This is a genomic window from Chitinophaga terrae (ex Kim and Jung 2007) (assembly GCF_900107795.1).
In the GTDB taxonomy this organism is placed as follows: domain Bacteria; phylum Bacteroidota; class Bacteroidia; order Chitinophagales; family Chitinophagaceae; genus Chitinophaga; species Chitinophaga terrae.
Genome location: NZ_FNRL01000037.1, coordinates 1 through 22,130 on the forward strand (window position 1 = coordinate 1; position 22,130 = coordinate 22,130).

A 22,130-nucleotide genomic window follows, 5' to 3' on the forward strand; every position below is an offset into this window, starting at 1 on the left:
TTAAATTATTCTAACAAACCGCCGTATACCAGACCGGTACGTACGGTGGTGTGAGAGGACAGTGAGGGAAATAATCCCTCACTTCCTACTCGATTATAAACGTATCGGCTTTACCAGGGTATCTCTCCGGTTGCAGGATTATTTTCTTCGCTGAAAAACTTCCCTGTTGGGCCATCATCACCAATCAGCGCATATTTAACAATCCGTTTTCCTGCATCTTCAACCGTTCCCGTCCCACGATTTCCGTTGAAATCTGTTTTTGTAAATCCCGGGCAAACGGCGTTAACTTTAAAAGGAGTGTTTTTGAGCTCAAATGCTAAAACCACTGTGTACATATTCAGGGCCGATTTGGAAGAAAGATATACAACACCTTTGTAGTCGTAGTATTTATACGTTGGATCGCTGTGGAGGGTTATGGAGCCCTGGCTCGAACTTACATTTACAATGCGGGGCGCCGGCGACTTTTTCAATAGATCAATAAACGCCTGTGTCACCCGCACTGCGCCGTAAACATTCGCATCATAAACTGCCTTAAACTGTTCAATTGTTGATTCAAGCGCCGTTTGTGGATGACCGCCATAAATACCCGCATTATTAATAAGGATGTCCAGCACGTTTGTTTTCCTGCCTATTTCTTTACGGGCGTTATTTACTGATTCATCATTCGTAATGTCGAGCTGCAAGGCCTCTACATTGTTTAACCCTTTTGCTTTTAAATTGGCAACGGCTTCAGCTCCGTTTTCTAAATTACGGCTGCCAAGGTAAACGTATATTCCTTCCTGGGCTAGTTGCTGGGCTACTTCAAAGCCAATGCTTTTGTTGGCTCCTGTTACTAATGCAAATTTCATCTTGTATGAATTTTATAAAGCAAAAGTAGAAGGACCAGGAGTAGGGGGAATGGACAAATCTCTCTATTCACCCGACAAATCCTGCCGGGTTAAAAATTCACTGGCACTTTTTCCAGTGCTTTTTTTGAAGAGCCTTGAGAAGTAATCAGGGTCATTAAAGCCTAATTCATAGGCCAGTTCTTTGATTGAGATATTGGAATAGCGTAGTTTTCTCTGGGCTTCCGTTATCAGGCGGTTAATAAAATAGTCTTTAGGTGATGTACCGGTATATTCTTTTACAATCCGGTATAAACTGTTGGTCGATAAAGCTAATTTTTCCGCAATTGAATTGATAGAAGGTTGCTCGGTAAGAGAGGTTTCGACAACCAGTTTGAACTCTATGAATTTGGAAAGGTTGGCATTTAAGATATTAGCGGGTTCCCTGTTCCTGAAATAGGCGCTGTTTAATTCTGATAGCAATGAATTCAGATAAGCTAATATTATTTCAGTGTCGGTCCCATATTTATCCTGGTACAGTACCTGGTTCAAAATTTCAAACACCTTTATTACTCGTTCTTTTGCTGGGCTTTCCAGGATTATGGTAGGTGCGTTTAACGAGTTGACTAAAAAAGGGAACTGTTGCGGCAATAAGGCCAACGTATTTTCATCAAACAGGAGCTTGAAATATTTAAGGTTGTCTGGTTTGGCAGGCGGCGTAAGGATCTGGTTGGGCATTGCAAAAAGCAGATGTCCGTCTGTAAGTGCATAGTCCTGCGACTCTAAATTGTATGTAATTGAACCGCTTTCAATTAATACAATAAAATAAGAAGATAGTCTTATAGGCTGCAGCACTTTTTTTTGGAGGTCGGCTGGCACAAAAGGATTCGCGTTTGATCGCATCTTTATCCCCAGATCATCATGCTGCAAGCTTTTGTCTTTCCCTTTTTGTTCCTGCATATTATTTGCACAAAATTCGTTAAGGTATTGCTGTATAAAATTCGCCTTTTTTTACGTATTATAATGATTTTTTTATACCCGGTTAAGGAAAGATGGAACTAAATAACGATACGATCTTTTTAAAACAAATAAGTGAGAAGGATGCTCCGGCATACTACGATCTGTATGCCGAAAGAATGCATGAGCAACCCTTTCTTCCGGATGAAACCCCGCTGGCATTTACTACCCGGATCACTCAATTATGTAATGTCTTATTCACCATCCGGCTAAGAAACCGGCCGGATATAGTTATTGGAGATTGTGCTTTGCATGACTGGGACCCGGAAACCGGCGCAATTGAAATCGGTGGGTCCTTGTTCAAAGCCTACCAGGGTAAAGGTTATATGCAGTCGGCTTTTGATCTTCTTATCAAATATGCAAAGGACCGCTATCAGGTGAAGAAAATCACAGGTAAAACGCAGGTGGACAATAGTCATGCAATTCGCCTGGTTGAAAAGCTCGGTTTTAAGAAAGAAAAGGAAGAGGATAGCATTGTTGTGCTTAGTAAGATCTTGTAAGATATGCCAACATAACAGGGGAACATGTAGCAAAGCGGCTGGTTGCCATTTCTGATTTATTTTTGCCGGAAAGCTTTATAAAATTACCCCGGCAATTACACCGGGGTTTCCAAAAGAGAAAGGACCATCCTCCTTATCCTGTTAATACCCCTTCTTAGCTAAAACATCCGTTGCTATCCAGGCATCCCTGTGCATAGTGGCCAGCTACCAATCCAAGCTCTTCCCAACCTGCACTGCTTGGACCGCTTACCCAAACCGTCATCATTTGTCCGCAACTGTCAAAAAACTGGAACTTCTTTTGTTGTCTGAACTGAGCATTTTCAATGATCTCAGTTGTAGATATTTTAAACTCGCTCTTCTTATATGTAATAACAACCGTCTTGGTTGCTTTATCGTTGTCCTTTTTAGGAGTAGAATTTTTTGCTGATGCGCCTACTGCCAGCGAGCAGCACATTAATGCAATGAATAAACGTTTCATGATCTTCGTTTTTTAACTAGAATAAATGAATTAAAATATTTTGAAGCGAGGATGGTTTTTCTGTCTCGTTCTGTTATGTAAATTTTGGAAGAAATTATAGATTGCTCAGGTGTGAATTGATATTTGCAGCCGGAGAATCGATATCCGGTGATTCTGAGCGGATATTCGTGGCCTATTTAAGAAGCGGAAAAGAAAAACAGATTCATTGTGTTGGCGGACAAGAGTTATAATGATAAGGGTGAAGATATCAGCGTAATGAGGCGGAATCAAACGTCCGATATCAGACGAAGTGTTCGAATCCGATCACCCATTGGAGGACGCCAAGAAATTTAAAATACAGCACTGTGGCATGTTTCCCTGTATGGCAGGCTTCTTGTTCCGGGATGGTCACTATTCAAAATAAGCATAATATCTATTTCAATTTTAAATCAATATGAAAAAGCTGATTAACACTGTCTTTATACTTTTCATTTTATCACCGGTAGTAATAGCACAAGCGTACCGGGCAAACAAAGATGCCAGTGATTCGAAGGTTAGCCAGGCGGATAGCCTGTTCAAAAGCTACAATACCCGTAACACATCAGCGATCAGCGCGATGGTCATAAAGGACGGTAAAATTATATACAATCATTCATTCGGCCTTGCAGATATTGAGAACAAAGTTCCGGCTACTCCCCTGACAAACTACCGGATTGCGTCTGTAACCAAGCAATTCACCGCCATGTGTATTATGATGCTAAAGGAAGATGGAAAACTTGCCCTGGATGACAAACTGAACAAATTTTTCCCATCCCTGCCAGGATATACTAGTAACATAACAATTCAGCAGATGTTGAATCATACCTCCGGATTGCCAGACTACGGAGATCTTGTCTCGCCTGGTATTACCAGGCCGTTGAATGACACGGATGTATTGCATTTGCTCGAAAAAACAGAAAAAAGGGTTTTTGAACCGGGTGCGAGATTTGCATATAGCAACACTGCTTATGTGCTGTTAGGATTGATAATAGAAAAGGTTTCCGGAATGCCGTTTAAGGATTTTCTCAGGAAAAGGGTATTTATTCCTTTGAACATGCGCCAAACGACGGTGAATAGCCAGACCGACAGCATCCCCAACCGGGCCTATGGTTATAACTTAAGGGACGGAAGATTGAAAAAAGAGGACCAAAGCCTGTATAGTTATTTGCTCGGTGATGGAGGTATCTATTCCTCTGTTGCCGATTTTTACAAGTGGGACCAGGCCCTTTACACGAATAAGTTGGTTAAACCAGCTACCCTGAAAGAAATTTTTACGCAAAGTTCCAGAGAGAACCCAATGCAGGCTTATGGATATGGATGGTATATAGATGAGAAGTTTGGAAAAAAAAGGGTCTCGCATAGTGGAGGTACAACGGGATTCTCTTCTTTTTACGTCCGGTATCCCGCAATACGGTTCTCAATTATAGTATTTGCCAACCAGGATGAGGGAGTGACATTGGAGCCTATTGTGAATGCCATTGAGAATATTTACCTGAATGAGCAATAATTGTTACATTCATTACGTAGCACGGATAACATGATTTTAGCCGGATCAACAGGCAATTGTAATAGTTTTAGCTTTAGAGGGTCTGAGTCTTCTTATATAAAAAATTAGCAGAACGTTCACTCCAGCTTTATTATCTTGCCGCTATGAAAGAATTGATCAATTATATCTTGCAATTCGGCCAACTGGACAAACAGCAAATCGACCTTGTTATGAATAATGTGGTTGAATCAAGTCTTCATAAAGGCGAGCATTTTTCTGAAGCTGGTAAAGTGCCTAAACAAGTTGGTTTTATTGTGGATGGAGTTATCCGTGGTTATTACCATCACAACAACGGCGAAGAAATTACACGCTGTTTTATCAGCGAAAACAGCCTGGTAGCTGATTATGTCAATTTCGAAGCCAATACTGTATCTGCTGAATATCTGCAGGCCTGTACAGATTGCCGGCTTATTATCTTCCCGAAAGATAACTGGGAAGAACTTTCCCGGGCCGTAGCCGGATGGGATAACATTAAAAACAAGATGGTACAGATATGCATGTACCAGAAATCAAGAAAAGGCCCGGTCATTTCGCAGGATGCGACCACCCGGTACAGGGAGTTTATGGAAAACTACCCATCGCTTATTAATCGGGTTCCCCTGGCTTACATCGCTTCCTACCTGGGCGTTACCCAACAATCCCTTAGCCGGATAAGAAGGAATATCCGTTAAACCATTTTTTTACCAAATGGTAAATGCTTTCTTTTAGAGATGATGCAATTTTGCTTCGTTAATTAAAAGAATAAACATGAAGAAAGCATTAATTACCGGAGCTAATAAAGGAATAGGATTTGAAACTGCGAAGCAGTTGTTGCAAAAAGGATTTTATGTTTATATCGGAAGCCGTGATCTGAAAAATGGCATAAGCGCGGTGGAAAAATTGAAAGCCGAAGGATTGATCCACACAGAAGCCGTACAATTGGATGTCACGGATGAAAGATCTGTGAAGATGGCCAGGGAAGAAATCGGGAAGAAAACGACAGTGCTGGATGTGCTGATCAACAATGCAGGCATCAACGGAGGCCAACCGCCTTATACTGCCCTGGAAGCGACTTCAGATCAGTTCTTGGCGGCATTCGATACCAATGTGATCGGCGTGGCGCGAGTAACAAAAGCCTTCATTGATCTGCTACGCAGCTCGAAAGAACCCAGGATCGTCAATGTAAGCACCAGCGTGGGCTCTCTTGCCTTGCAAAGCGACCCTGGCTGGCCTGCATATGATTATGCAAAATATGCAGTGTATGGCGCCTCAAAAGCTGCGCTGAATATGTATACCGTTCACCTGGCCTATGAACTGCGCGATACCCCCTTCAAAGTAAATGCAGTTTGCCCTGGGTATACCAGTACTGATTTTACCTTTCACAATGGCGGCAGCGTAGAAACCGCGGCTAACAGGATCATAAAATATGCGTTGATTGACCAGGATGGCCCTACCGGTAAATTTTTTAGTGAAGAAACTAATCCTGGAAGCGGGGAAATACCCTGGTAGGAGGATACTAGAACATTAGATATAAGTTTTCTGAGAATTGATGATATTGGTTGGGGAGAATAGATGTAAGAGACCTTGTTTTGGATATTAATGGTAAAAGCAGGATAACAGATAATCTTGTTGAAAATTTGAAAAATAAATTGATCGGACAAGTAATAAAAGTTATCCCGCGCCGTAATCAGTGGATATTGGAGGATAGTTCAATCCTTAAACTATAAGATGCCGGATACGGTAGTGGTTAGTAGCAAAAATTCTTCAGACAGGCAGACTTTATCTGAAGATTTTCGGAATGCCCTGGAAGTGATTATGTATTGCGCTACCAGGTATGTTTTAAATACTGGCTCCCCGCCGGCTTAAAATGGTTGACTATTTTTTATCTAAATAACCCGGGGGATAAACTTCCTGTCCATATTTCTTTGCAATAGCCATAACCTTTTCAATAGCATTTTTATCCAGGGAAGGCGCCGGCAGAAACTGACCAGCTTGTACAGGTGTGCCAACTTCTTCAAAAAAATCGTCTAACCCCGCCGGAACAACTGTACAAACAAGATGAGCCATCTGGCCGCTGATGTTCCTAAAACTATGAACGGCGCCGCCTTTAGGGATGGTTATTGTATCGCCTGGTTGGGCAATGGTTTTCCCTTCTTCTGTCCGGAATTCAACTTCTCCCTCAACCACGTAAAATGATTCGTGGATAGACGCATGGGCATGAGGGCCTGGGCCTCCGCCCGGCGGTATCAGCATATCAATTATCGCAAACTCGCCGTTGGTCTGTTTGCCCGGAATAATGATGCGATAATTATTACCAGCCACTGAAAGATGACTTCCTTCACTGTTCTTTATATGCCTGGCATTGCGGGGCACCGGCTGATTTCCTGTTTGTGTTGGTTCAAATGGTTCCATTGTTTTATCTTTTTAAATTTATTGATAATACAAAATTCTATTATAGTACAGTTCTATACTTGTACCAGTTCACTGTTTTCAATCTAATTCTATAACTACTTTACCTGTTACACCTCCTTTTTCTGCGTATTGATAGGCCTCAACCACCTTATCGAATGGAAATCTCCTGCTTACCTCTACCTGTAAGCCATTGCCTATAGCGCTTGTCAACAGGTTGATATGGGGTGTAGACGCAGCAGAGAGTATAACAACATGCTTTTTATTCGTAAACAGGTTGTTCAGGAAAGATGCGGGAATCTGTACAGGCTTTGGTGTAGGATTAAGGAACAGCGCTTTGCGATTCATGATCCTTTTGGCTTTTGAATAACCCATTTTCCCTGATAAGTCGATAACGATATCGTAAGTTGCGTTTTGAGTGAGCACATCTGCCTTTGTATAATCCAATACAATATCGGCTCCCCATTGTTTGGCATAATCGATACCTTTAGTGCCTGTAACTGCGGTAACAACTGCCTTTCTGTCTTTAAGTAATTGTAACAGGAACATACCGAAACCCCCTGTGGCCCCATTGATCAGGATGCTGGTCCCGGGATTGATCTTTCCCATTTTCTGCAATGCAGTCGTTGCAGCAGCGCCGGCAATGGGTATGGCGGCAGCTTCCGCAAAAGTGATTGCCGTAGGTTTCTTCCAGATCAAAGTTCCGGGCACAGCTACATAATCCGCCAGCGCGCCATCTTTCATCGTATTCTTTACAACTCCGAAAACTTCATCGCCTTTTTTGAAATTTGTTACGGCGACGCCGGTATCCTCAATCACGCCCGCAAAATCTACACCCGTATGCCTTGGAAACCGGGAGCCAGACATTAATTTCATTTCTCCTTTCCTGATCTTCCAGTCCATAGGGTTGATAGAAACGGCTTTGACTTTTACCAGTACCTCGTTGGATCGGATAGCAGGTTTGGTTTCCTCTACTGTTTGCAGCACGTCGGTGTTTCCGAACTTTTGATATGCGATTGCTTTCATGATCTTGTTTTTTTAATTGTTTATCCTGATAGCACAAAGTTGGAAACTATCCGCCTGGCAAACTTGTATCAAATCACTATTCTGGGTACGAAAGGGGAGTAGGCGCCGGTTGATTGAACCAGATGGTCTATTAATGAGGGTCAGTAAAGCTGGATCAAATCACTATTGTGTTTTAATGCCTTCGGCGGCATGCCAAACATCTCATACATATACTTGTTAAGCTGGGGCAGGTCATAAAATCCTGTATCATAGGCAATGTCAGTCAAACTTCTGTCCTTATCCGTAAGGGCAAGATAGATTACCTGGCGTAACCTGGTCCATAGCAGGTATTTTGATAAACTGCTGCCCGTTTGTTTTTTAAACAGGGCCGCCAAACGGGAAGGTGAAAGAAAAACCATGTCAGCAAACGTTTGCGGCGTAATATTCTGTTCGAAGTAGTTGGCCTTAATGTAATTTACCAGTATGTCGACTCTTTCGTCCTGCTTCACTTCCGGTAGTTTTGAAAGCAGTGCATTAATAAAAGCGTAAATATCCGGCGTATCTGCCTGGAAGAATGCCTTTGCTTCGCTGGTTGACTTAAATACAATATGGTCTTTGTCTCTCGGGAACAGGCCTGACAGATACAGGCCAATGCCGGAATACGGTTCTATGTTCAATACATTTAACGCGCCTTTTTCTGCAACACAAAAATGCGGCACCTGGGGCTTGATTATAAATCCATAGATCTGTTCGCACAACTGCCCCCGGATCGTGGAGATAAACGGTGCGTCGTCAGATAAAACAATTTGATACGCCGAATGATGGTGAATTTCGACAGTCAGGTTATAGGCTTTTATTGCCAGGATGAAAGGATTGTGCGGCTGTTTGTTCATAGGGCTATATGATAATGCAATTTTGTCTATCTTCCATGCCTTCAATATACGGCAATTCTGTTACCCCTTATTAAACTACTGGTAATTTGACTCGAAAATCAATTAACTTGCCGGCAAAGAAGAAGAACGCCGCAGATCAACTGCCGCAGTTGCTCACGCTTATGGCCAAACGATAATTGGCCCGGGCGCTATTTTATCTATCTTGCAAATTAAACCTGAACAGATGAGCGAAAAAAGACCGATCTCGGAACTGATCAATACAGAGGAGCCAGGCTGGGCGCTGGTTACCGAATGGATGCGCGACGCTACTCATACGGTGGAAGTACTGCCGGTTGATGAACAGGCGGCACGGGATACGCTATACGAAATCCAGGTTACCAGCCGGTCGCCCATGGGCGCCATTATCCTCAATACCGGCGGTATCCTTGTAGATCATGGGTGGATCAGGATACTGGGCTCCGGATGCCCGCGTATGAACCGCAGCATTTATACCTGGAACCAGGGGAAATCTATGTTCCCCGACGGAAGCGCGGGCTTTTTGCTGATCGCCGACGATGCCGCGGGCGGTTTCTTTGCTACCAACGGCGGCGGATTGGGTGAAGATATTGGGAAAACCTATTACCTGGATCCCGCTTCCCTGTACTGGGAACCCCTGGGTGTTACTTATTCCGAATTCCTCAATTTCTGCTTCAGCGGCGACCTGCAGGGGTATTACCAGGACCTGCGCTGGAAAGGTTGGGAGGAAGATGCGGCTAAACTTGATGGCAACCAGGTATATAATTTCTATCCCACTCTCTGGACGCGGGAAGGAAAAAATATTAATGAAATTTCAAGAAAGGCGATTGCTGTGCAGGAACAGTATGAATTGAATGAAGATTTTATCAGGCAGCTGGGAAACCAATAACAGCCAACAACAAGAATATTTTGGACGAAAAAATTATCTTTGAAGGATAGATATGTAGCCTAAAAAGTAAGAGAAGTATTGCAAAACAGTGAAACATATAGTGAAAAAGATCTGGTTCTGAGCATAACTGAAGGCGATACGGAGGCATTCGACAAGCTGTTCTTAGAAATGTATCCCGCCCTCTGCCTGTTGTCCAACAAGCTTGTAAACGACGAAACTGCCGCAAAAGATATTGTTTCGGAGGTTTTCCTGCAATTATGGAAGAACAGGGAATTTTTGAGTGAAGTAAGAAGTATCAACGCCTACCTGTACGTAGCAACCCGCAACCGTTCCCTTAATCACCTGAAGAAGCTGAAACGGAACGAAAAAAAGATACAACTGGCTTACGAAAAGCAACTGAACGACAAATCGTATGAAGATATTTTGCAGGATGTCTTCAACGCGGAAGCGGTGCGCGTATTGCATACAGCCATTTCAACGCTGCCGCCAGAGTGTACTAAAGTGGTGCGGTTAAATATCGAAGGACTCAGCACCAATGAAATCGCCCTGCAACTGGGGATCTCAGCTTCTGCTGTAAGCCACCAGAAAGCCAGGGCCATAAGACTGCTGCGGGAAAAGATGATCCCTGGCGTTGTAATTATCAGCCTGCTGCTGGGAGATTAATTTCTTCATTTTATTTTTTTTATAAAAAAGATTAGTAAAAAGCAAAAATAAGCAAAACGGTTAAAACCGTTGCTATACAGGGCTTTATAATAAGAGTAGTCTTAATTCGGAAGTCGGTGTCTGATAGGTTTTGGGCTTAAATTGACAAGGTTAGGTTACTAATTCGTTACCGATTAAGATAGGTAACTACATAGTTTAACTGATTATATTTCAGTCTTTTGCGCCCCTTTTTACATTCCCTTGTAACTCAATGTAATTTAATTTTAAACGTTAAACATTTGAGTTATGGAGCAGACAAAAAAATCAACGTTCAAACTGCTTTTCTATTTGAAAAAGAACGAACTGAAAAAGAATGGTAACGCACCGATTATGGCACGTATTACCATTGATGGAACACCAAAAACTTTCGGAGCAAAGTTCGAAATTGACCCCAATAATTGGGATTTAAAACACGGACGGGTTCAGGGCAAAAGTGCGCAGGCATTAAGCATTAATAAAAAGCTGGATAATATACGTGGTCGCATCGACAAGATTTATGAGGATATGCTGAAGCACGAGGGCTTTGCAACCGCCCAAAAAGTGAAGCTATCGTTTTTGGGTGTCGGTGTGATGGATGATGCTATACTTAAAATCTTCAACGACCAAAATGCGAACTTTAAAAAATTGGTAGAAAAGCAAGAACGTGCGCAAAGCACTTACGACAAGTATATCACGGTTTACAAACATCTTACCACGTTTATCAAAGAACGCTATCATCGTGATGATATGGCTTTTCGTGAACTGACTGCCGATTTTATACGGGAGTTTGATTTTTACCTCCGGTATGACTTGCAGTCTTTCCACAATACAGTTTGGGTGTACACGATGCCTGTATTAGCCCTTGTTGAACTGGCTATTAAAAAAGGCTTGATACGTGATTATCCATTTCAGGATTATGAAATCAATATGGAAGAAACCGACCGGGGTTATATCCTTAAAGAAGATGTAGAAAAGCTGATGATGTGCGTACCACCGCACCCACGGTATGAATTGGTAAAAGACCTGTTTATTTTCAGTTGCTTTACCGGACTTGCTTACGCTGATATTAAGAAACTGACAAGGAACAATATTCAATCATTCTTTGATGGTCATCAATGGATTATCAGCAGGAGAAAGAAATCAGATATTGTTTCTAATGTTCGGTTAATGGAAATCCCTAAACGTATCATTGAGAAGTATCAGGGTACGACAAGGAATGAATTTATCTTTCCGGTTCCGACCAATGCCACCTGCAATACACACATAGGTAAACTGGTTGAAAAAGCTGAAATCATTACAGAACAAAAAGTAACCTTTCACACGGCAAGACATACTTTCGGAACAATGTTTTTGACCGAGGGCGTACCGCTTGAAAGCCTTAGCAAAATGATGGGGCATAAAAATATTTCCACTACACAGATTTACGCTAAAATCACAAGCCAAAAAATCAGTAAGGATATGGATTTGGTTACGCCGAAATTCAAGGCTATGGAAGAAGCATTTATGATGGCTATCTAATTAGCTTTTATCTAATCACAATGAGCAGAACTTAACGGTTCTGCTTTTTTTATGCCCATACTTTTTATGTAGGTAAAGCACATTTACTTTCCCTTACCCAGTCCAATGCTGTAAAAGAGCTTATTCCCTACTTACGAAATAGAAAATTGAAAAATGAAACCCTTATCTAACGCTCCCTGCTATTCCATTTTTCAAATCTCTATTACAGGCTATCATAGCCTGGTCATTAATGCCATAAAAATTTAGTACAGAAAATTTCCACAATCAACCGGTAAAAAGGCAGCTAAGTTATAGCGGGCAGCCACCCCACACGCCCAACCAAAAGACTACGGCATAATGGCAAGGCAAAATGCTGGCTTCGCCGAATTGCTGTGTCTTGTCTCACATAGACCGGAAAACATCCCTGATTTGTTAATTTTAGCTGGTCTGTCATTTCAATTTTTATTTCCGGCACAATATTGTAAAAACTCCTCCCGATGAAATTTCTATTTCATCGGGAGAAAGTACTAAATGGTAAGGGATATTTTTACTTCAAAAAGTCTTTGTCCTTATAAGCCGGATCAGGATATGTATAAAATCCTTCGCCGGTTGCAATCCCCAGTTTACCCTTGTCGATGAAATTTTCTTTCAGGTATTCCACCACTTTTTGCTTAACGGGGTCTTTTGTAGCTTCAGCTGCCATTTTGTTGATGTTGTAAGCAGTAGTAACCCCAACTACATCCAATATCCCAAACGGACCCACCGGTGCTCCGGTAGCCACCATCCAGGTTTTGTCTATGGTTTCCACGTCCGCGATACCATTTACCAACAATCCCAGACCAGCTCCTAATAAAGGTACCAATAGGGAATTGACAATATACCCCGGCTGCTCTTTATGAATAGCCAACGGTACCATCCCAATCTCTTTTGCGAATACGAGAAGGCTTTCAAAAACCTCATCCGAAGTGCCCGGGTGCCTCATCACTTCTCCGGTATTGTGTTTCCAGATTTCATTCGCAAAATGCAGGGCAACAAATTTTTCCGGTCTTCCAGTAAACTCGGCAAATTGGCTTGGCAAGAGTGTAGACGAGTTGGTCGCAAAGACCGTTTTTTCAGGTGCTACCTTGGCTAGTTTCTGGTAGAAGTCAATTTTAATCTGCGGATTTTCCGGTACTGCTTCTATCAACAGGTCGGCATCCTTTACTGCTTCCGCCAAATCCGAGTGGTAAGACAACCGGCTTTTGGTAGCATCTAATTGTTCCTGCGTAGCTCCTAAATCTTTTTTAAAGGCTTCGCTCAGGATTTGGAACTTAGTTTTTGCTTTTTCCAAAACTTCATCATTAATGTCGTACACGGTTACATTGAATCCGTGAAATGCGGTTTGAAAAGCAATCTGATATCCTAATACGCCACTTCCGGCGACTGTTACATTTTTAAAATTCATAATCTTTTTGTTTTTATGATCTGTACGAAGTATGAATGGCTTTAGCCAATACATCAGGTCGTTTCCAGTATTCGGTTACAGGTGCTACTTTTTTGTCCAATCCAAGCAACGTATATACTGCCCACCTTGCCGCGCGAACGGAATACTCTTCGGTAAACACCATATCTTCCGGTATTTCCACGAACTGGCTGATCAGGGCGAGATTGGTAGAACCTTCAGGTACCACGGCAGGGCGATCGGCCTTGGCTCTCGGCTGGAAAAGGGCATCGATATAAGGCATCATACAAGGGATAACGTTGATGACGCTTTCCTTGATGTCGGCTTCGTGCTGCTCAAAATGCAGGTGGTGAATTAATTCAGTGAGCAATTCTTCGCCTGTACAGTCTATCATCGGTTTTTTGACAAAATCGCCGATAGCATCAGGGTATAATCCATAACCCCAAAGTATGGTGGTATCATCACCTTGTGCCTTGAAATGCGGTTGTGCCGCCACAACGATGGACATCCGCCACGAAGAGTCCTTGAAAGTCATCAGGGCTCCGCTTCCTGGTTTATTTCCGGAATATTCCTCAATGAGCTTCAGCATCTTGTTGCCCTTGAAGGTCGGCGTGAAAGAATACCATTTGGTTTCGTCCGGTTTGGTAAAGAACGGATCGGGATTGCCCAATCTTCCCGGTTTCTTATCTGCTATTTTGCGCCATAGGGCAAAACTTGGCGGATTGCCGGGTAAATATCTGGCAGGCGTTTTATAATCGCCATTGTTGGAATTATCGGTGATACATCCATTCGTAAAGAAGACCAAATCATCTTCGTTTACGGCAATTATTTCCGTATTTCCTTCAGCATTGACACATTCTACTTCAGAAACGGTGATGTTATCGTTGTCCTTAAAATGAAGGTCTGTAACCGTTTTACGAAGTGAAAAGTCCACATTGTATTTGTCCAGGTATTTTTTGATGGGTAAAATGACCGATTCATATTGGTTATAGGGCGTTCTAGTCACGCCTTCCAATGTATTTATACGGGAAAATTCCAACAGCATCCTTTTCATATAGCGTTGAAATTCGAAGATGCTGCTCCATTCCTGCCAGGCGAAGGTGGTCTGCCACATATACCAGAAATTGGTGGTGAAGAAATGGTCATCGAACCAATCGCGGATCGTTACATTATCCAGTTCATCTTCATCGGTAAAAAACAGCTTTACCATTTTCATACGATCCTTGGTATCGAACTGCATATCGGTAACGGGCAATCTATTACCGTCCTTATCAATCAGACGGGCTTGGGCATTCGTAGGATTGGCGTGGTCGAAAGCCAATATTTCATCCTTAACAGAAATATTAGGAACTTCCAGAGAGGGAATGCGGCTGGAAAGATCCCAGAAATTCTCGTAAGTTTCTTCGTTTAGCATCCTTCCGCCACGGCAGATGAAGCCTTTTTCCTTGCTGCCTGCCCCGTCGTTGCTTCCGCCCAAAATGGGCAAGGCTTCTATAATGTGGATGTTTTCTCCTTTGAATCCACCGTCTTCCAATAGATAAACGGCTCCTGCCAGGCTGGCCAATCCGCCTCCGACGAAATAGGCGTGTTTTTCTGAATTGTTTGTGCTCATATTTTTAATAAATTTTAGATCAACAACAAGTATTTCCTAGTTGTATTTTATAATTATATAAAAATTGAAAACCGGCAGCCGGTTGAAAAATTATTGTACTCGGTTGCCGGAATTGGTTGGTTACAAAAGCTTTGCTTCACGCAATATTTCTTCAGCGTATGTTCCTTCAATTTTTTTAAGCCCATATTTTTCTACAATGGATAAAAGCCAGGGAAGATCCAGTTCTTTGAGGTTCTTTTTATCATTCAGAAAATAAATGGATTCTAATAGAACCCTGATGTCGAAAGAGGAAGCAAAAACTTCAGGAACGCCCCGGTCTACATCTAACAACGTATAAACCGCTTCCATTGCTGTACGTACGGAATATTCTGTCGTAAATACCGTATCTTTTTCAGTCTCAGCAAAATTGCCGATAAACGCGAGGTTGACCGAACCTTCCGGAACGACCAAAGGACGGTCGCCCAATGCACGAGGCATAAAATAAGAAGTAATATAGGGCATACGACAAGGGATGGTATTAGCCGAATTTTGGGCAATAGCTGCGATTTCACTTTCGGGAACACCGATATGATATAATAACTCCTCGCACAATTCGGCTCCGGAACATTCGGTTATTTTTTTCTTGACATAATCACCGGGCTTATCGGAGAACAATCCATACACCCAAACAATCACCTCATTGTCTTTCTGTTTTTTAAAGTGGGGCTGGCGGCTGATGGAAAAACCATATAACCAGCTGGAATCTTTGATGGTTACAGGCCCGCTGGTTACAATACTGCCACTCTTCGGGTCTTTTTTCGTGATTTTTTCAATATAAGGCAATACTTTATCGTCCGTCAACGTAATGGTTCCGGAAATGACCCAGTTGGCTTCTGGAATATTTTCGCAGAATTTCTCTGGTTTTCCGAAACTGGCATCTTGTCGTGCCAGCTTTTTCCAAAGCTTCCAGCTGCCACCGATATCTGACGTTACGGGAGCCGGCGTATTGTTATCGCCATAAGTGGTGCTTTCCGTGATGGAGCCATTCGTTACAAATACCAAATCATTTTCTGTTAATTGGATTTGCTTTTCTTGACCGTCCTGAATCAATTCTATACGCTGTGCTACTTTCTTATGGTCTTTTGTATCAACTATAATATTTTGAACCTGGGTATTGTATTGAAAATCAACCCCCTGTTCTTTAAGATAATTGACAAGCGGTAGAATCAACGACTCGTACTGGTTGTACTTGGTAAAACGAAGCGAAGACATATCGGCAATTTTGCCTACGTGAGGTATGAAACGCAACACATAGCGGCGCATCTCCAATGCACTGGCCCAGGGTTCGAAAGCGAACATCGTTGCCCAGTATAACCAAAAGTTGGAATTGAAGAAATCTTCGGTGAATACCTGGTCTATCTGCAAATCCTGCAATTTTTCTTCGGGAATCAAAACCAGTTTTATTAATTCCTGTATGGCTTTTGGTGTCAAGGTAAGCAGTCCATCGGTAGAGAGACGTTCTCCTTTATCGACGATCACCCTTGTATGAGAGAAGGAAGGGTCTTCTTTGTTCAGCCAGTAAAATTCGTCCAGTACAGATGCTCCTTCGGTATCAAGGGAAGGGATACTGCGGAAAAGATCCCACAAGGTTTCGAAATGGACTTCCATCTCACGGCCGCCGCGAATGATATATCCCTTTTGTTCATCCAGGATACCGTCCATACTGCCGCCTGGAAGTGCCAGTTCTTCTAAAATATGAATCTTACTGCCGTTCATCTGCCCGTCGCGGATCATAAAAGCCGCAGCAGAAAGAGATGCCAATCCTGAACCAATCAGATACGCTGATTTTTGGTCTACATTTGCGGGTTTTTTGGGATTTGCAAATGCTTCATAATTTCCATTGCTGTAATACATAATTTCCTTTTTAAGAATGTTTTTGTTATGCTAATAGAAAACGTTTTGAAATCTATTCTTGCATACTTGCTCTTTAATAAAGTTACGTATATATTCAAATTCTTTTTCAACCCGAAATTCAGTTATGTCGTTCTGAAATTCGGGTTAGGAGATATTCTGCTGCCTACGATATTCGGTAGGAGAAATGGAAGCATATTTTTTGAAAAACCTACCGAAAGCTGAAACGGAACTGAATTGAAGCAGATCTGCAATCTGGGTAATACTGTATCCAGGATTGCCAAGCATAACATACGCTTCTTTCAGCAGCGCTTCATCGATGATTTGATGAGGTGTTTTGCCGGTGGCTTTCTTTACCACTTCTATCAGGTATTTGTCAGATATGCACAGCTGTTTTGCATAAAAACCGACATCTTTATAAAGCAGGATATTTTCCTTTACCAATTCATCAAACTTCAAAAACAATTCCTTTTTCTTCTTTTTATTCTCTTTCGAATCGCCTCCTTCTAAACTAACTATCTCCGCAATTTCCAGCAAAAGATTAAAGATAATCGTGCGAATTATCTCTTCTGTAAATTTACCTTTTACGGAAGTTTTTATTTGCAGATAGTCCAAAAACGCATACAATGGAACCGCTTGTTGTATGTCGGCTTCCAGAATATTGTACGAGCCGTACCGAAACAGATTCATCTTGTCAATAATGAAGGGGTTGGCAATATTTTTAAGCAGAAAGTCTTTTGAAAAAAATAGCAGCTTCATCCTGAAATCCTTGCTTACTTTTTTAAATTTTATGATAGTAGAAGGTGCGGAAATGAGGAAGCCATTCTGATTGATATTATATGTATTGTTATCTATTTCAAGTTCAATATTACCGGCAAGACAGATACAAAATGCATAAAAATCTATTCGGAATGATTTCTTTGGGAATTTAAGAATTGAATTACCTGAGGAAATATAATAAGGCTCGTTGCAATTAACCCCATAAAATGCAAGGGTTTCCTTTAAATTTTCGTATGATTTCATATATATCCTTTAAATAACTTCATCGGGGATTTTACCTTTAAATTTTCGTATGATTTCATATATATCCTTTAAATAACTTCATCGGGGATTTTACCTTGTTAAACATCGGAGCTTTCACTATTCCGAAAGAAGATTTAAGCAAAGATTCCAGGTTCATTGCAAGCCCCAAATATATCAAAATATTTTCTCGTTTTTGTTTATAGACGGTATCCCAAGGCTTAATGATATTTAGATATTCCATTTTGAGAGCATCATTCCCGAACAGACACTTCGACTAAGTTTAGGGTCGAACTGCCCTTTTACTTCATCACGATATGCTGAAACTTTGCACTATAAATTATTGCAGTTTCACTTTAATAAATTACAATGGACAAGAAAGCATACAATTACCAACTTACAATAAAGGGGTTGACAGATCTGCAGGGTCAGACGTTTGAAAACGAGCCCTTGATTTTAGAGTTTCAAAATCACGATGATCTGTTTAAAATACTCGAAATAGCTAAAAGCAGCGCCATTTTTGAAAACCCGAATGACAACACCGAATTTTTCATCGGACTGAAATTATTCAGTGAAGTTTTGCTCAGAAACCGGAAAACACCTAATCCTGTATTAAAAGATTTAACGGAAACGGTAGGCGCATTTATGATGAAGCTGAAAAAAGGAAAATAGCATAAGTCTAATAACCATCATTTATTTCTGCTTTAATCCAACAACAGTCATTTTAACTAAGATTACAGTTGTTTCGCCCTTTTAGCATTTCGTAACAAGCTGAAAATTTGTATTTTATAATCTAAAGATATTCAAAATGGAAAAAACATTTATCGATCCGATGTTTGCTGGATTTTACCAGATAGGTTTTGTGACCTCAGACATGGACAGGTCTATCTCATTTTTCGAGAAGACTATGGGCGTTCCTAAATTTTTGAAACTGGAAAAGCCTGAAATAAGAAACCAGACTTTGTATGGTGAATCCTTAGATATAGATGTAAATCTTGCATTTGGTCAAATGGGAAATACAAACATAGAAATCATCGAACCGATTCGCGGACACAGTACCTATGATGAGTTCCTTAAAAAGTATGAATGGATGGGCATTCATCATATGGCGGTAAAAGTGTTCGATTACGATGCTACTATGAAAAGACTCACAGATCAGGGACTAAAAATAGCCCAGGCGGGTGAGGTTGGCGACAGTACCAAATTCACCTATTTAGATACTGTAAAAGAGTACGGCCATTACCTGGAGGTACTGTATTTCGACCTTGGGTATGAAAAGATATTTGACCAAATAAAAAGGGGGGATTTCTAATGGATATACTTTCAATATTTAGTACGACGGACGACCCGGCAATAACACTACTTAGAGTTGTCCTTGGGGTTATTATGTTTCCCCACGGTGCCCAAAAAGTTTTGGGCTGGTTTGGTGGTGGTGGTATTAAAGGGACAATCCATCATATGAGGGCTGTAGGGATTCCCGACATTATATCGTGGTTAACCATTATCGGACAATTCTTCGGTAGCCTTGCCCTTATTGCCGGGTTCTGTACTCGCATAGCCGCCTCAGGTATCTTCATCATTATGGCAGGTGCCATGTTCATCAATCTGCCCAATGGATGGCTGATGAACTGGACAGGACGGAAAAAAGGAGAAGGTATAGAATATTTCGTACTCCTGTTAGCCATCAACTTGATTGTAATTCTTAAAGGAAGCGGGCCGATAGGACTGGATAACCTTTTGCTGAATTTAATAAAATAAGTAACATATGAAAACAGACCAATTAAAAATCATAACCATCTCTGACACCGCTTTGGAATGGCTCAAAGCAAAATATACCGCAGCGGATGCTTTGGATGCGGAAGGATACCGCAAATTTCTGGCGGAAGATGCACAGCTTCAATTTGGCAACAGTCCAATTGTAAGTTCCGCTAACGAAATCGTTTACGCACTAGGCAATTTTTGGAAAACTATAAATGGGATGAAACATTCTTTCCTAAATATAATAGGAACGGATAATTATTTTGCAGTCGAAGCACTGGTTGACTATACCCGAAAAGACGATCACGTTGTGCAAATTCCGGCAACTACAATTATAGAGCGCAATGCAGATGGATTGGTTTCATTTATTAGGGCTTATATAGATATTGCTCCTATTTATCATTATCCAACAACAAAGGCAAAAGGCAGACATTAACACGGTTTGTATCAGGCGGGGCGGTTTGCAGACATAGGCAAGAAACTTACTGATACAAACACATTATGGACAGTAATAACATAAAAAATAAGACAATGGCAGATGCAAAACATTCCGCAATACAAAGCAATACTATTGAGGTGAACGGAGTTAAAATACATTATCTCCTTGCAGGCGATCCCGAAGGCAGCCCGGTTTTGCTTTGGCACGGCTTTCTGGGAACGTCAAGTTCCTGGAAAAAAGTAATTTCATTTCTAACCGCTTCCGGTTTTTCTGTATTGGCACCTGATATGAGAGGTTACGGGGATTCCGTTAAACCCGCAGGTATCGCAGGATATGATGCCCGTTCTATGAGCGAAGATTTTAGGGCATTGGTCAAGCTGTCTTTGACAATGGGAATACAGATATTAAACTGATTGCAAAATCCTTTGAAAACCTATTTCATATTGATTTGGGAGATTTTTACCATACCTATCTGGAACTTCGAAACAGAAAAACAAATAGAACTAAATTTCTTGACGCACTACGTGACAGTTTGATAAAAAAAATGGACGACCAAGAAGAAAAATAGGATGAGATATAAAATACTCATCCTATTTTTTGTATTTTTACTATCGATTTACAAGGAAATTAATAGAAAAGTAATGCAATGAGCACCATTACCAAATCGTTACCTCTTACGAAAGCTTACCTTGTAAACTACTCTATATAAGCTACCTTAGCTTTATTTGACGTTTTTTTCAAAAAAAATTGATACGGGAAGTCAAATCCCGGGTATTGCTGTTGTCCTATACTAAATAAAGATTGTCAATGATGAAGATGGCAGACATGCCGGACGATGACTTGCATGCATTGCTGAAGGCTGCCAGGCTCACAGCTTGCGAAAAACTGGACCAGTTATCGGAGGCTGAAAGGCAGGAGCTGAAAGAATGGCTGCAACAAAATGCACGGCGCCAGGAGTGGCATGCCTCGTTCAATGAAACGGCGAACCTGGCCGAACTGAATAAACAATATGCCGCTTTCAAAGCTGTTGCAGTTAAAGAGCTGGAAGCATTGCACCGGCAACAGTCGGGAATCCCTGCACCTGTACTCCCTGTACCGTTCTTTCGTCGTGCCTGGACCCGCTACGCGGCTGCTGTATTATTGCTGCTTGCCGGCGCCTGGTACTTTTGGCCGGCTAAAAGTCCGGAACGGCCTAAACAGGCATCCATACAGCCAATAGAGGTCATGCCCGGGCAGGACGGCGCTATTCTTACGCTGGCAGACGGCTCGCAGATCCGGTTGGATTCCTCGGCCAACGGGGTTGTTGCTCGCCAGGGCAGCGCAGTATTATCTGTAAACAACGGGCAGCTCAGGTATAAAGCTGCGGGAGAAGCCTCCGTTGAAGAAACATTCAACACCCTTACCACTCCCAAGGGCAGGCAATTCAGGATCCAGTTGCCGGATGGTACCACAGCCTGGCTGAATGCAGCCAGCTCTATCCGTTTCCCAACGCAGTTTGCAAATGATGCGCGAAGGGTTGATATCACCGGCGAGGTTTATTTCGAAGCGGCTTCCATGATGAAAGATGGAAAACCGGTTCCCTTCCTGGTAAATGCCGATAACAAATTTGAGGTAACGGTGCTGGGTACACATTTTAACGTGAACGCGTATGCCGACGAACCGGCATTAAACACCACGCTGCTGGAAGGCAAAGTAGCTGTTGCGGTGGGAAAGCAGAAGCTGGTATTGAAGCCGGGCGATCAGGCTTCGCTCATTATGCGTGGCAAGGAAGCAGGGAAAATGACGGTGAAGGCGGCCGATATAGGGAAGGCGCTGGCCTGGAAGAACGGGGTTTTTGATTTTGAAGATGCCAGGATAGATGAAGTAATGCGCCAGTTAAAAAGATGGTACGATATCGATGTTAAATATGAATCGGGAGTGCCTGATATCGAATTTGTCGGGAAAATGACCCGCGACATCCCGCTGAACGGGCTATTGATCGCGCTGGAAAAATCGAATGTTCATTTCCGCCTCGAGGGCCGGACACTGATAGTTATGCCATGAATACAACCAAAATAAAGAACCGGGAACGATTGGCCTCGTCCCCGGCGATATTTCAGTTGATTTTATAAAAGGTCTCGCAAACCATTTTTTCACAACCAAAATTAGTTCACAAGTTATGCAAAAAACTGCTTATGGTGGTTTGTCTCTTCCTGTCCGGCAGGGGAACAGGCTACCGG

At 42.0% G+C, this 22,130-nt stretch carries 24 protein-coding genes; 14 read left to right on the forward strand and 10 right to left on the reverse strand.

Annotated elements, in window-relative coordinates:
- Nucleotides 1-110: 110 nt before the first annotated feature.
- Together BLV62_RS25510 and BLV62_RS25515 are read right to left on the reverse strand one after the other, a co-directional pair.
- Complete coding sequence (locus BLV62_RS25510) at nt 111-848, reverse strand: SDR family oxidoreductase (protein ID WP_089765549.1); 738 nt, start codon at nt 846-848, stop codon at nt 111-113.
- A 63-nt stretch (nt 849-911) separates the two neighbouring features.
- Nucleotides 912-1,784 carry an AraC family transcriptional regulator gene (locus tag BLV62_RS25515; protein WP_089765551.1) on the reverse strand — a complete coding sequence of 291 codons (873 nt, stop codon included), beginning with the start codon at nt 1,782-1,784 and terminating at the stop codon, nt 912-914.
- A 92-nt stretch (nt 1,785-1,876) separates the two neighbouring features.
- Between BLV62_RS25515 and BLV62_RS25520 the strand changes: the two genes are divergently transcribed.
- The gene (locus tag BLV62_RS25520) at nt 1,877-2,341 is read left to right on the forward strand and encodes a GNAT family N-acetyltransferase (protein WP_089765553.1); all 465 of its coding nucleotides are present in this window, start codon (nt 1,877-1,879) and stop codon (nt 2,339-2,341) included.
- A 154-nt stretch (nt 2,342-2,495) separates the two neighbouring features.
- Here the strand turns inward: BLV62_RS25520 and BLV62_RS25525 are convergent, their stop codons facing one another.
- Nucleotides 2,496-2,819: a hypothetical protein gene (locus BLV62_RS25525; RefSeq protein WP_089765555.1), complete on the reverse strand. Its 324-nt coding sequence runs from the start codon at nt 2,817-2,819 to the stop codon at nt 2,496-2,498.
- A 433-nt stretch (nt 2,820-3,252) separates the two neighbouring features.
- Between BLV62_RS25525 and BLV62_RS25530 the strand changes: the two genes are divergently transcribed.
- From BLV62_RS25530 to BLV62_RS25540, 3 genes are all read left to right on the forward strand, one after another.
- Nucleotides 3,253-4,344, forward strand: coding sequence for a serine hydrolase domain-containing protein (locus BLV62_RS25530; protein ID WP_089765556.1), 1,092 nt, complete (start codon nt 3,253-3,255; stop codon nt 4,342-4,344).
- Nucleotides 4,345-4,487: 143 nt separating this feature from the next.
- Nucleotides 4,488-5,054: a Crp/Fnr family transcriptional regulator gene (locus tag BLV62_RS25535; RefSeq protein WP_089765559.1), complete on the forward strand. Its 567-nt coding sequence runs from the start codon at nt 4,488-4,490 to the stop codon at nt 5,052-5,054.
- Between the two features lie 76 nt (nt 5,055-5,130).
- Nucleotides 5,131-5,871 carry an SDR family oxidoreductase gene (locus tag BLV62_RS25540; protein WP_089765561.1) on the forward strand — a complete coding sequence of 247 codons (741 nt, stop codon included), beginning with the start codon at nt 5,131-5,133 and terminating at the stop codon, nt 5,869-5,871.
- Between the two features lie 366 nt (nt 5,872-6,237).
- Here the strand turns inward: BLV62_RS25540 and BLV62_RS25545 are convergent, their stop codons facing one another.
- The 3 genes from BLV62_RS25545 to BLV62_RS25555 all read right to left on the reverse strand — a co-directional run bounded on the left by BLV62_RS25545 (nt 6,238) and on the right by BLV62_RS25555 (nt 8,669).
- On the reverse strand, nt 6,238-6,774 hold the full coding sequence (locus tag BLV62_RS25545; protein ID WP_089765563.1) for a cupin domain-containing protein: 537 nt from the start codon (nt 6,772-6,774) through the stop codon (nt 6,238-6,240).
- A gap of 78 nt (nt 6,775-6,852) precedes the next feature.
- A complete protein-coding gene (locus BLV62_RS25550) occupies nt 6,853-7,797 on the reverse strand; it encodes an NAD(P)-dependent alcohol dehydrogenase (RefSeq protein ID WP_089765565.1) in 945 nt (314 codons plus the stop codon).
- A 140-nt stretch (nt 7,798-7,937) separates the two neighbouring features.
- The gene (locus BLV62_RS25555) at nt 7,938-8,669 is read right to left on the reverse strand and encodes a helix-turn-helix domain-containing protein (RefSeq protein WP_089765567.1); all 732 of its coding nucleotides are present in this window, start codon (nt 8,667-8,669) and stop codon (nt 7,938-7,940) included.
- 223 nt (nt 8,670-8,892) lie between these two features.
- Between BLV62_RS25555 and BLV62_RS25560 the strand changes: the two genes are divergently transcribed.
- The 3 genes from BLV62_RS25560 (at nt 8,893) to BLV62_RS25570 (ending at nt 11,772) form a co-directional block, all read left to right on the forward strand.
- The gene (locus BLV62_RS25560) at nt 8,893-9,573 is read left to right on the forward strand and encodes a DUF2625 domain-containing protein (RefSeq protein WP_089765569.1); all 681 of its coding nucleotides are present in this window, start codon (nt 8,893-8,895) and stop codon (nt 9,571-9,573) included.
- A gap of 78 nt (nt 9,574-9,651) precedes the next feature.
- Nucleotides 9,652-10,236, forward strand: coding sequence for an RNA polymerase sigma-70 factor (locus BLV62_RS25565; RefSeq protein WP_089765571.1), 585 nt, complete (start codon nt 9,652-9,654; stop codon nt 10,234-10,236).
- A gap of 285 nt (nt 10,237-10,521) precedes the next feature.
- Nucleotides 10,522-11,772 carry a site-specific integrase gene (locus BLV62_RS25570; RefSeq protein ID WP_089765573.1) on the forward strand — a complete coding sequence of 417 codons (1,251 nt, stop codon included), beginning with the start codon at nt 10,522-10,524 and terminating at the stop codon, nt 11,770-11,772.
- 526 nt (nt 11,773-12,298) lie between these two features.
- Here the strand turns inward: BLV62_RS25570 and BLV62_RS25575 are convergent.
- The 4 genes from BLV62_RS25575 to BLV62_RS25590 all read right to left on the reverse strand — a co-directional run bounded on the left by BLV62_RS25575 (nt 12,299) and on the right by BLV62_RS25590 (nt 17,717).
- Nucleotides 12,299-13,195, reverse strand: coding sequence for a 3-hydroxyacyl-CoA dehydrogenase (locus BLV62_RS25575; protein WP_089765576.1), 897 nt, complete (start codon nt 13,193-13,195; stop codon nt 12,299-12,301).
- A 13-nt stretch (nt 13,196-13,208) separates the two neighbouring features.
- Nucleotides 13,209-14,804 carry an oleate hydratase gene (locus BLV62_RS25580; protein ID WP_089765578.1) on the reverse strand — a complete coding sequence of 532 codons (1,596 nt, stop codon included), beginning with the start codon at nt 14,802-14,804 and terminating at the stop codon, nt 13,209-13,211.
- Nucleotides 14,805-14,924: 120 nt separating this feature from the next.
- On the reverse strand, nt 14,925-16,697 hold the full coding sequence (locus BLV62_RS25585; RefSeq protein ID WP_089765580.1) for an oleate hydratase: 1,773 nt from the start codon (nt 16,695-16,697) through the stop codon (nt 14,925-14,927).
- Between the two features lie 144 nt (nt 16,698-16,841).
- Nucleotides 16,842-17,717: a helix-turn-helix domain-containing protein gene (locus BLV62_RS25590; RefSeq protein ID WP_089765583.1), complete on the reverse strand. Its 876-nt coding sequence runs from the start codon at nt 17,715-17,717 to the stop codon at nt 16,842-16,844.
- Nucleotides 17,718-18,083: 366 nt separating this feature from the next.
- Between BLV62_RS25590 and BLV62_RS25600 the strand changes: the two genes are divergently transcribed.
- The 7 genes from BLV62_RS25600 (at nt 18,084) to BLV62_RS25630 (ending at nt 21,954) form a co-directional block, all read left to right on the forward strand.
- Nucleotides 18,084-18,386 (forward strand): DUF3861 family protein, encoded by a 303-nt coding sequence (locus tag BLV62_RS25600; RefSeq protein WP_089765587.1) that lies wholly within the window; start codon nt 18,084-18,086, stop codon nt 18,384-18,386.
- A gap of 136 nt (nt 18,387-18,522) precedes the next feature.
- Entirely contained in the window at nt 18,523-19,026 is a 504-nt protein-coding gene (locus BLV62_RS25605; RefSeq protein ID WP_089765589.1) for a VOC family protein, read from the forward strand.
- The gene (locus tag BLV62_RS25610) at nt 19,026-19,472 is read left to right on the forward strand and encodes a DoxX family protein (protein WP_089765591.1); all 447 of its coding nucleotides are present in this window, start codon (nt 19,026-19,028) and stop codon (nt 19,470-19,472) included. Before BLV62_RS25605 ends, BLV62_RS25610 begins: the two co-directional genes overlap by 1 nt.
- A gap of 7 nt (nt 19,473-19,479) precedes the next feature.
- A complete protein-coding gene (locus BLV62_RS25615; RefSeq protein WP_089765593.1) occupies nt 19,480-19,908 on the forward strand; it encodes a nuclear transport factor 2 family protein in 429 nt (142 codons plus the stop codon).
- Between the two features lie 95 nt (nt 19,909-20,003).
- Nucleotides 20,004-20,324 carry an alpha/beta fold hydrolase gene (locus BLV62_RS25620; RefSeq protein WP_168928000.1) on the forward strand — a complete coding sequence of 107 codons (321 nt, stop codon included), beginning with the start codon at nt 20,004-20,006 and terminating at the stop codon, nt 20,322-20,324.
- Complete coding sequence (locus BLV62_RS25625) at nt 20,324-20,479, forward strand: RteC domain-containing protein (RefSeq protein WP_258522451.1); 156 nt, start codon at nt 20,324-20,326, stop codon at nt 20,477-20,479. The genes BLV62_RS25620 and BLV62_RS25625 overlap by 1 nt, the downstream gene beginning before the upstream one ends.
- A gap of 239 nt (nt 20,480-20,718) precedes the next feature.
- Complete coding sequence (locus BLV62_RS25630) at nt 20,719-21,954, forward strand: FecR family protein (protein ID WP_089765596.1); 1,236 nt, start codon at nt 20,719-20,721, stop codon at nt 21,952-21,954.
- The last annotated feature ends 176 nt before the right edge of the window (nt 21,955-22,130 follow it).

What these genes read in the sequence shown, in the direction of transcription:
- BLV62_RS25615 (WP_089765593.1), top strand. Translation starts at nt 19,480, where the DNA reads ATGAAAACAGACCAATTAAAAATCATAACCATCTCTGACACCGCTTTG.
- BLV62_RS25560 (WP_089765569.1), top strand. Translation starts at nt 8,893, where the DNA reads ATGAGCGAAAAAAGACCGATCTCGGAACTGATCAATACAGAGGAGCCA.
- BLV62_RS25540 (WP_089765561.1), top strand. Translation starts at nt 5,131, where the DNA reads ATGAAGAAAGCATTAATTACCGGAGCTAATAAAGGAATAGGATTTGAA.
- BLV62_RS25555 (WP_089765567.1), bottom strand. Translation starts at nt 8,669, where the DNA reads ATGAACAAACAGCCGCACAATCCTTTCATCCTGGCAATAAAAGCCTAT.
- BLV62_RS25620 (WP_168928000.1), top strand. Translation starts at nt 20,004, where the DNA reads ATGGCAGATGCAAAACATTCCGCAATACAAAGCAATACTATTGAGGTG.
- BLV62_RS25585 (WP_089765580.1), bottom strand. Translation starts at nt 16,697, where the DNA reads ATGTATTACAGCAATGGAAATTATGAAGCATTTGCAAATCCCAAAAAA.
- BLV62_RS25600 (WP_089765587.1), top strand. Translation starts at nt 18,084, where the DNA reads ATGGACAAGAAAGCATACAATTACCAACTTACAATAAAGGGGTTGACA.
- BLV62_RS25610 (WP_089765591.1), top strand. Translation starts at nt 19,026, where the DNA reads ATGGATATACTTTCAATATTTAGTACGACGGACGACCCGGCAATAACA.
- BLV62_RS25605 (WP_089765589.1), top strand. Translation starts at nt 18,523, where the DNA reads ATGGAAAAAACATTTATCGATCCGATGTTTGCTGGATTTTACCAGATA.
- BLV62_RS25590 (WP_089765583.1), bottom strand. Translation starts at nt 17,717, where the DNA reads ATGAAATCATACGAAAATTTAAAGGAAACCCTTGCATTTTATGGGGTT.
- BLV62_RS25570 (WP_089765573.1), top strand. Translation starts at nt 10,522, where the DNA reads ATGGAGCAGACAAAAAAATCAACGTTCAAACTGCTTTTCTATTTGAAA.
- BLV62_RS25535 (WP_089765559.1), top strand. Translation starts at nt 4,488, where the DNA reads ATGAAAGAATTGATCAATTATATCTTGCAATTCGGCCAACTGGACAAA.
- BLV62_RS25510 (WP_089765549.1), bottom strand. Translation starts at nt 848, where the DNA reads ATGAAATTTGCATTAGTAACAGGAGCCAACAAAAGCATTGGCTTTGAA.
- BLV62_RS25575 (WP_089765576.1), bottom strand. Translation starts at nt 13,195, where the DNA reads ATGAATTTTAAAAATGTAACAGTCGCCGGAAGTGGCGTATTAGGATAT.
- BLV62_RS25515 (WP_089765551.1), bottom strand. Translation starts at nt 1,784, where the DNA reads ATGCAGGAACAAAAAGGGAAAGACAAAAGCTTGCAGCATGATGATCTG.
- BLV62_RS25525 (WP_089765555.1), bottom strand. Translation starts at nt 2,819, where the DNA reads ATGAAACGTTTATTCATTGCATTAATGTGCTGCTCGCTGGCAGTAGGC.
- BLV62_RS25630 (WP_089765596.1), top strand. Translation starts at nt 20,719, where the DNA reads ATGATGAAGATGGCAGACATGCCGGACGATGACTTGCATGCATTGCTG.
- BLV62_RS25530 (WP_089765556.1), top strand. Translation starts at nt 3,253, where the DNA reads ATGAAAAAGCTGATTAACACTGTCTTTATACTTTTCATTTTATCACCG.
- BLV62_RS25545 (WP_089765563.1), bottom strand. Translation starts at nt 6,774, where the DNA reads ATGGAACCATTTGAACCAACACAAACAGGAAATCAGCCGGTGCCCCGC.
- BLV62_RS25520 (WP_089765553.1), top strand. Translation starts at nt 1,877, where the DNA reads ATGGAACTAAATAACGATACGATCTTTTTAAAACAAATAAGTGAGAAG.
- BLV62_RS25550 (WP_089765565.1), bottom strand. Translation starts at nt 7,797, where the DNA reads ATGAAAGCAATCGCATATCAAAAGTTCGGAAACACCGACGTGCTGCAA.
- BLV62_RS25580 (WP_089765578.1), bottom strand. Translation starts at nt 14,804, where the DNA reads ATGAGCACAAACAATTCAGAAAAACACGCCTATTTCGTCGGAGGCGGA.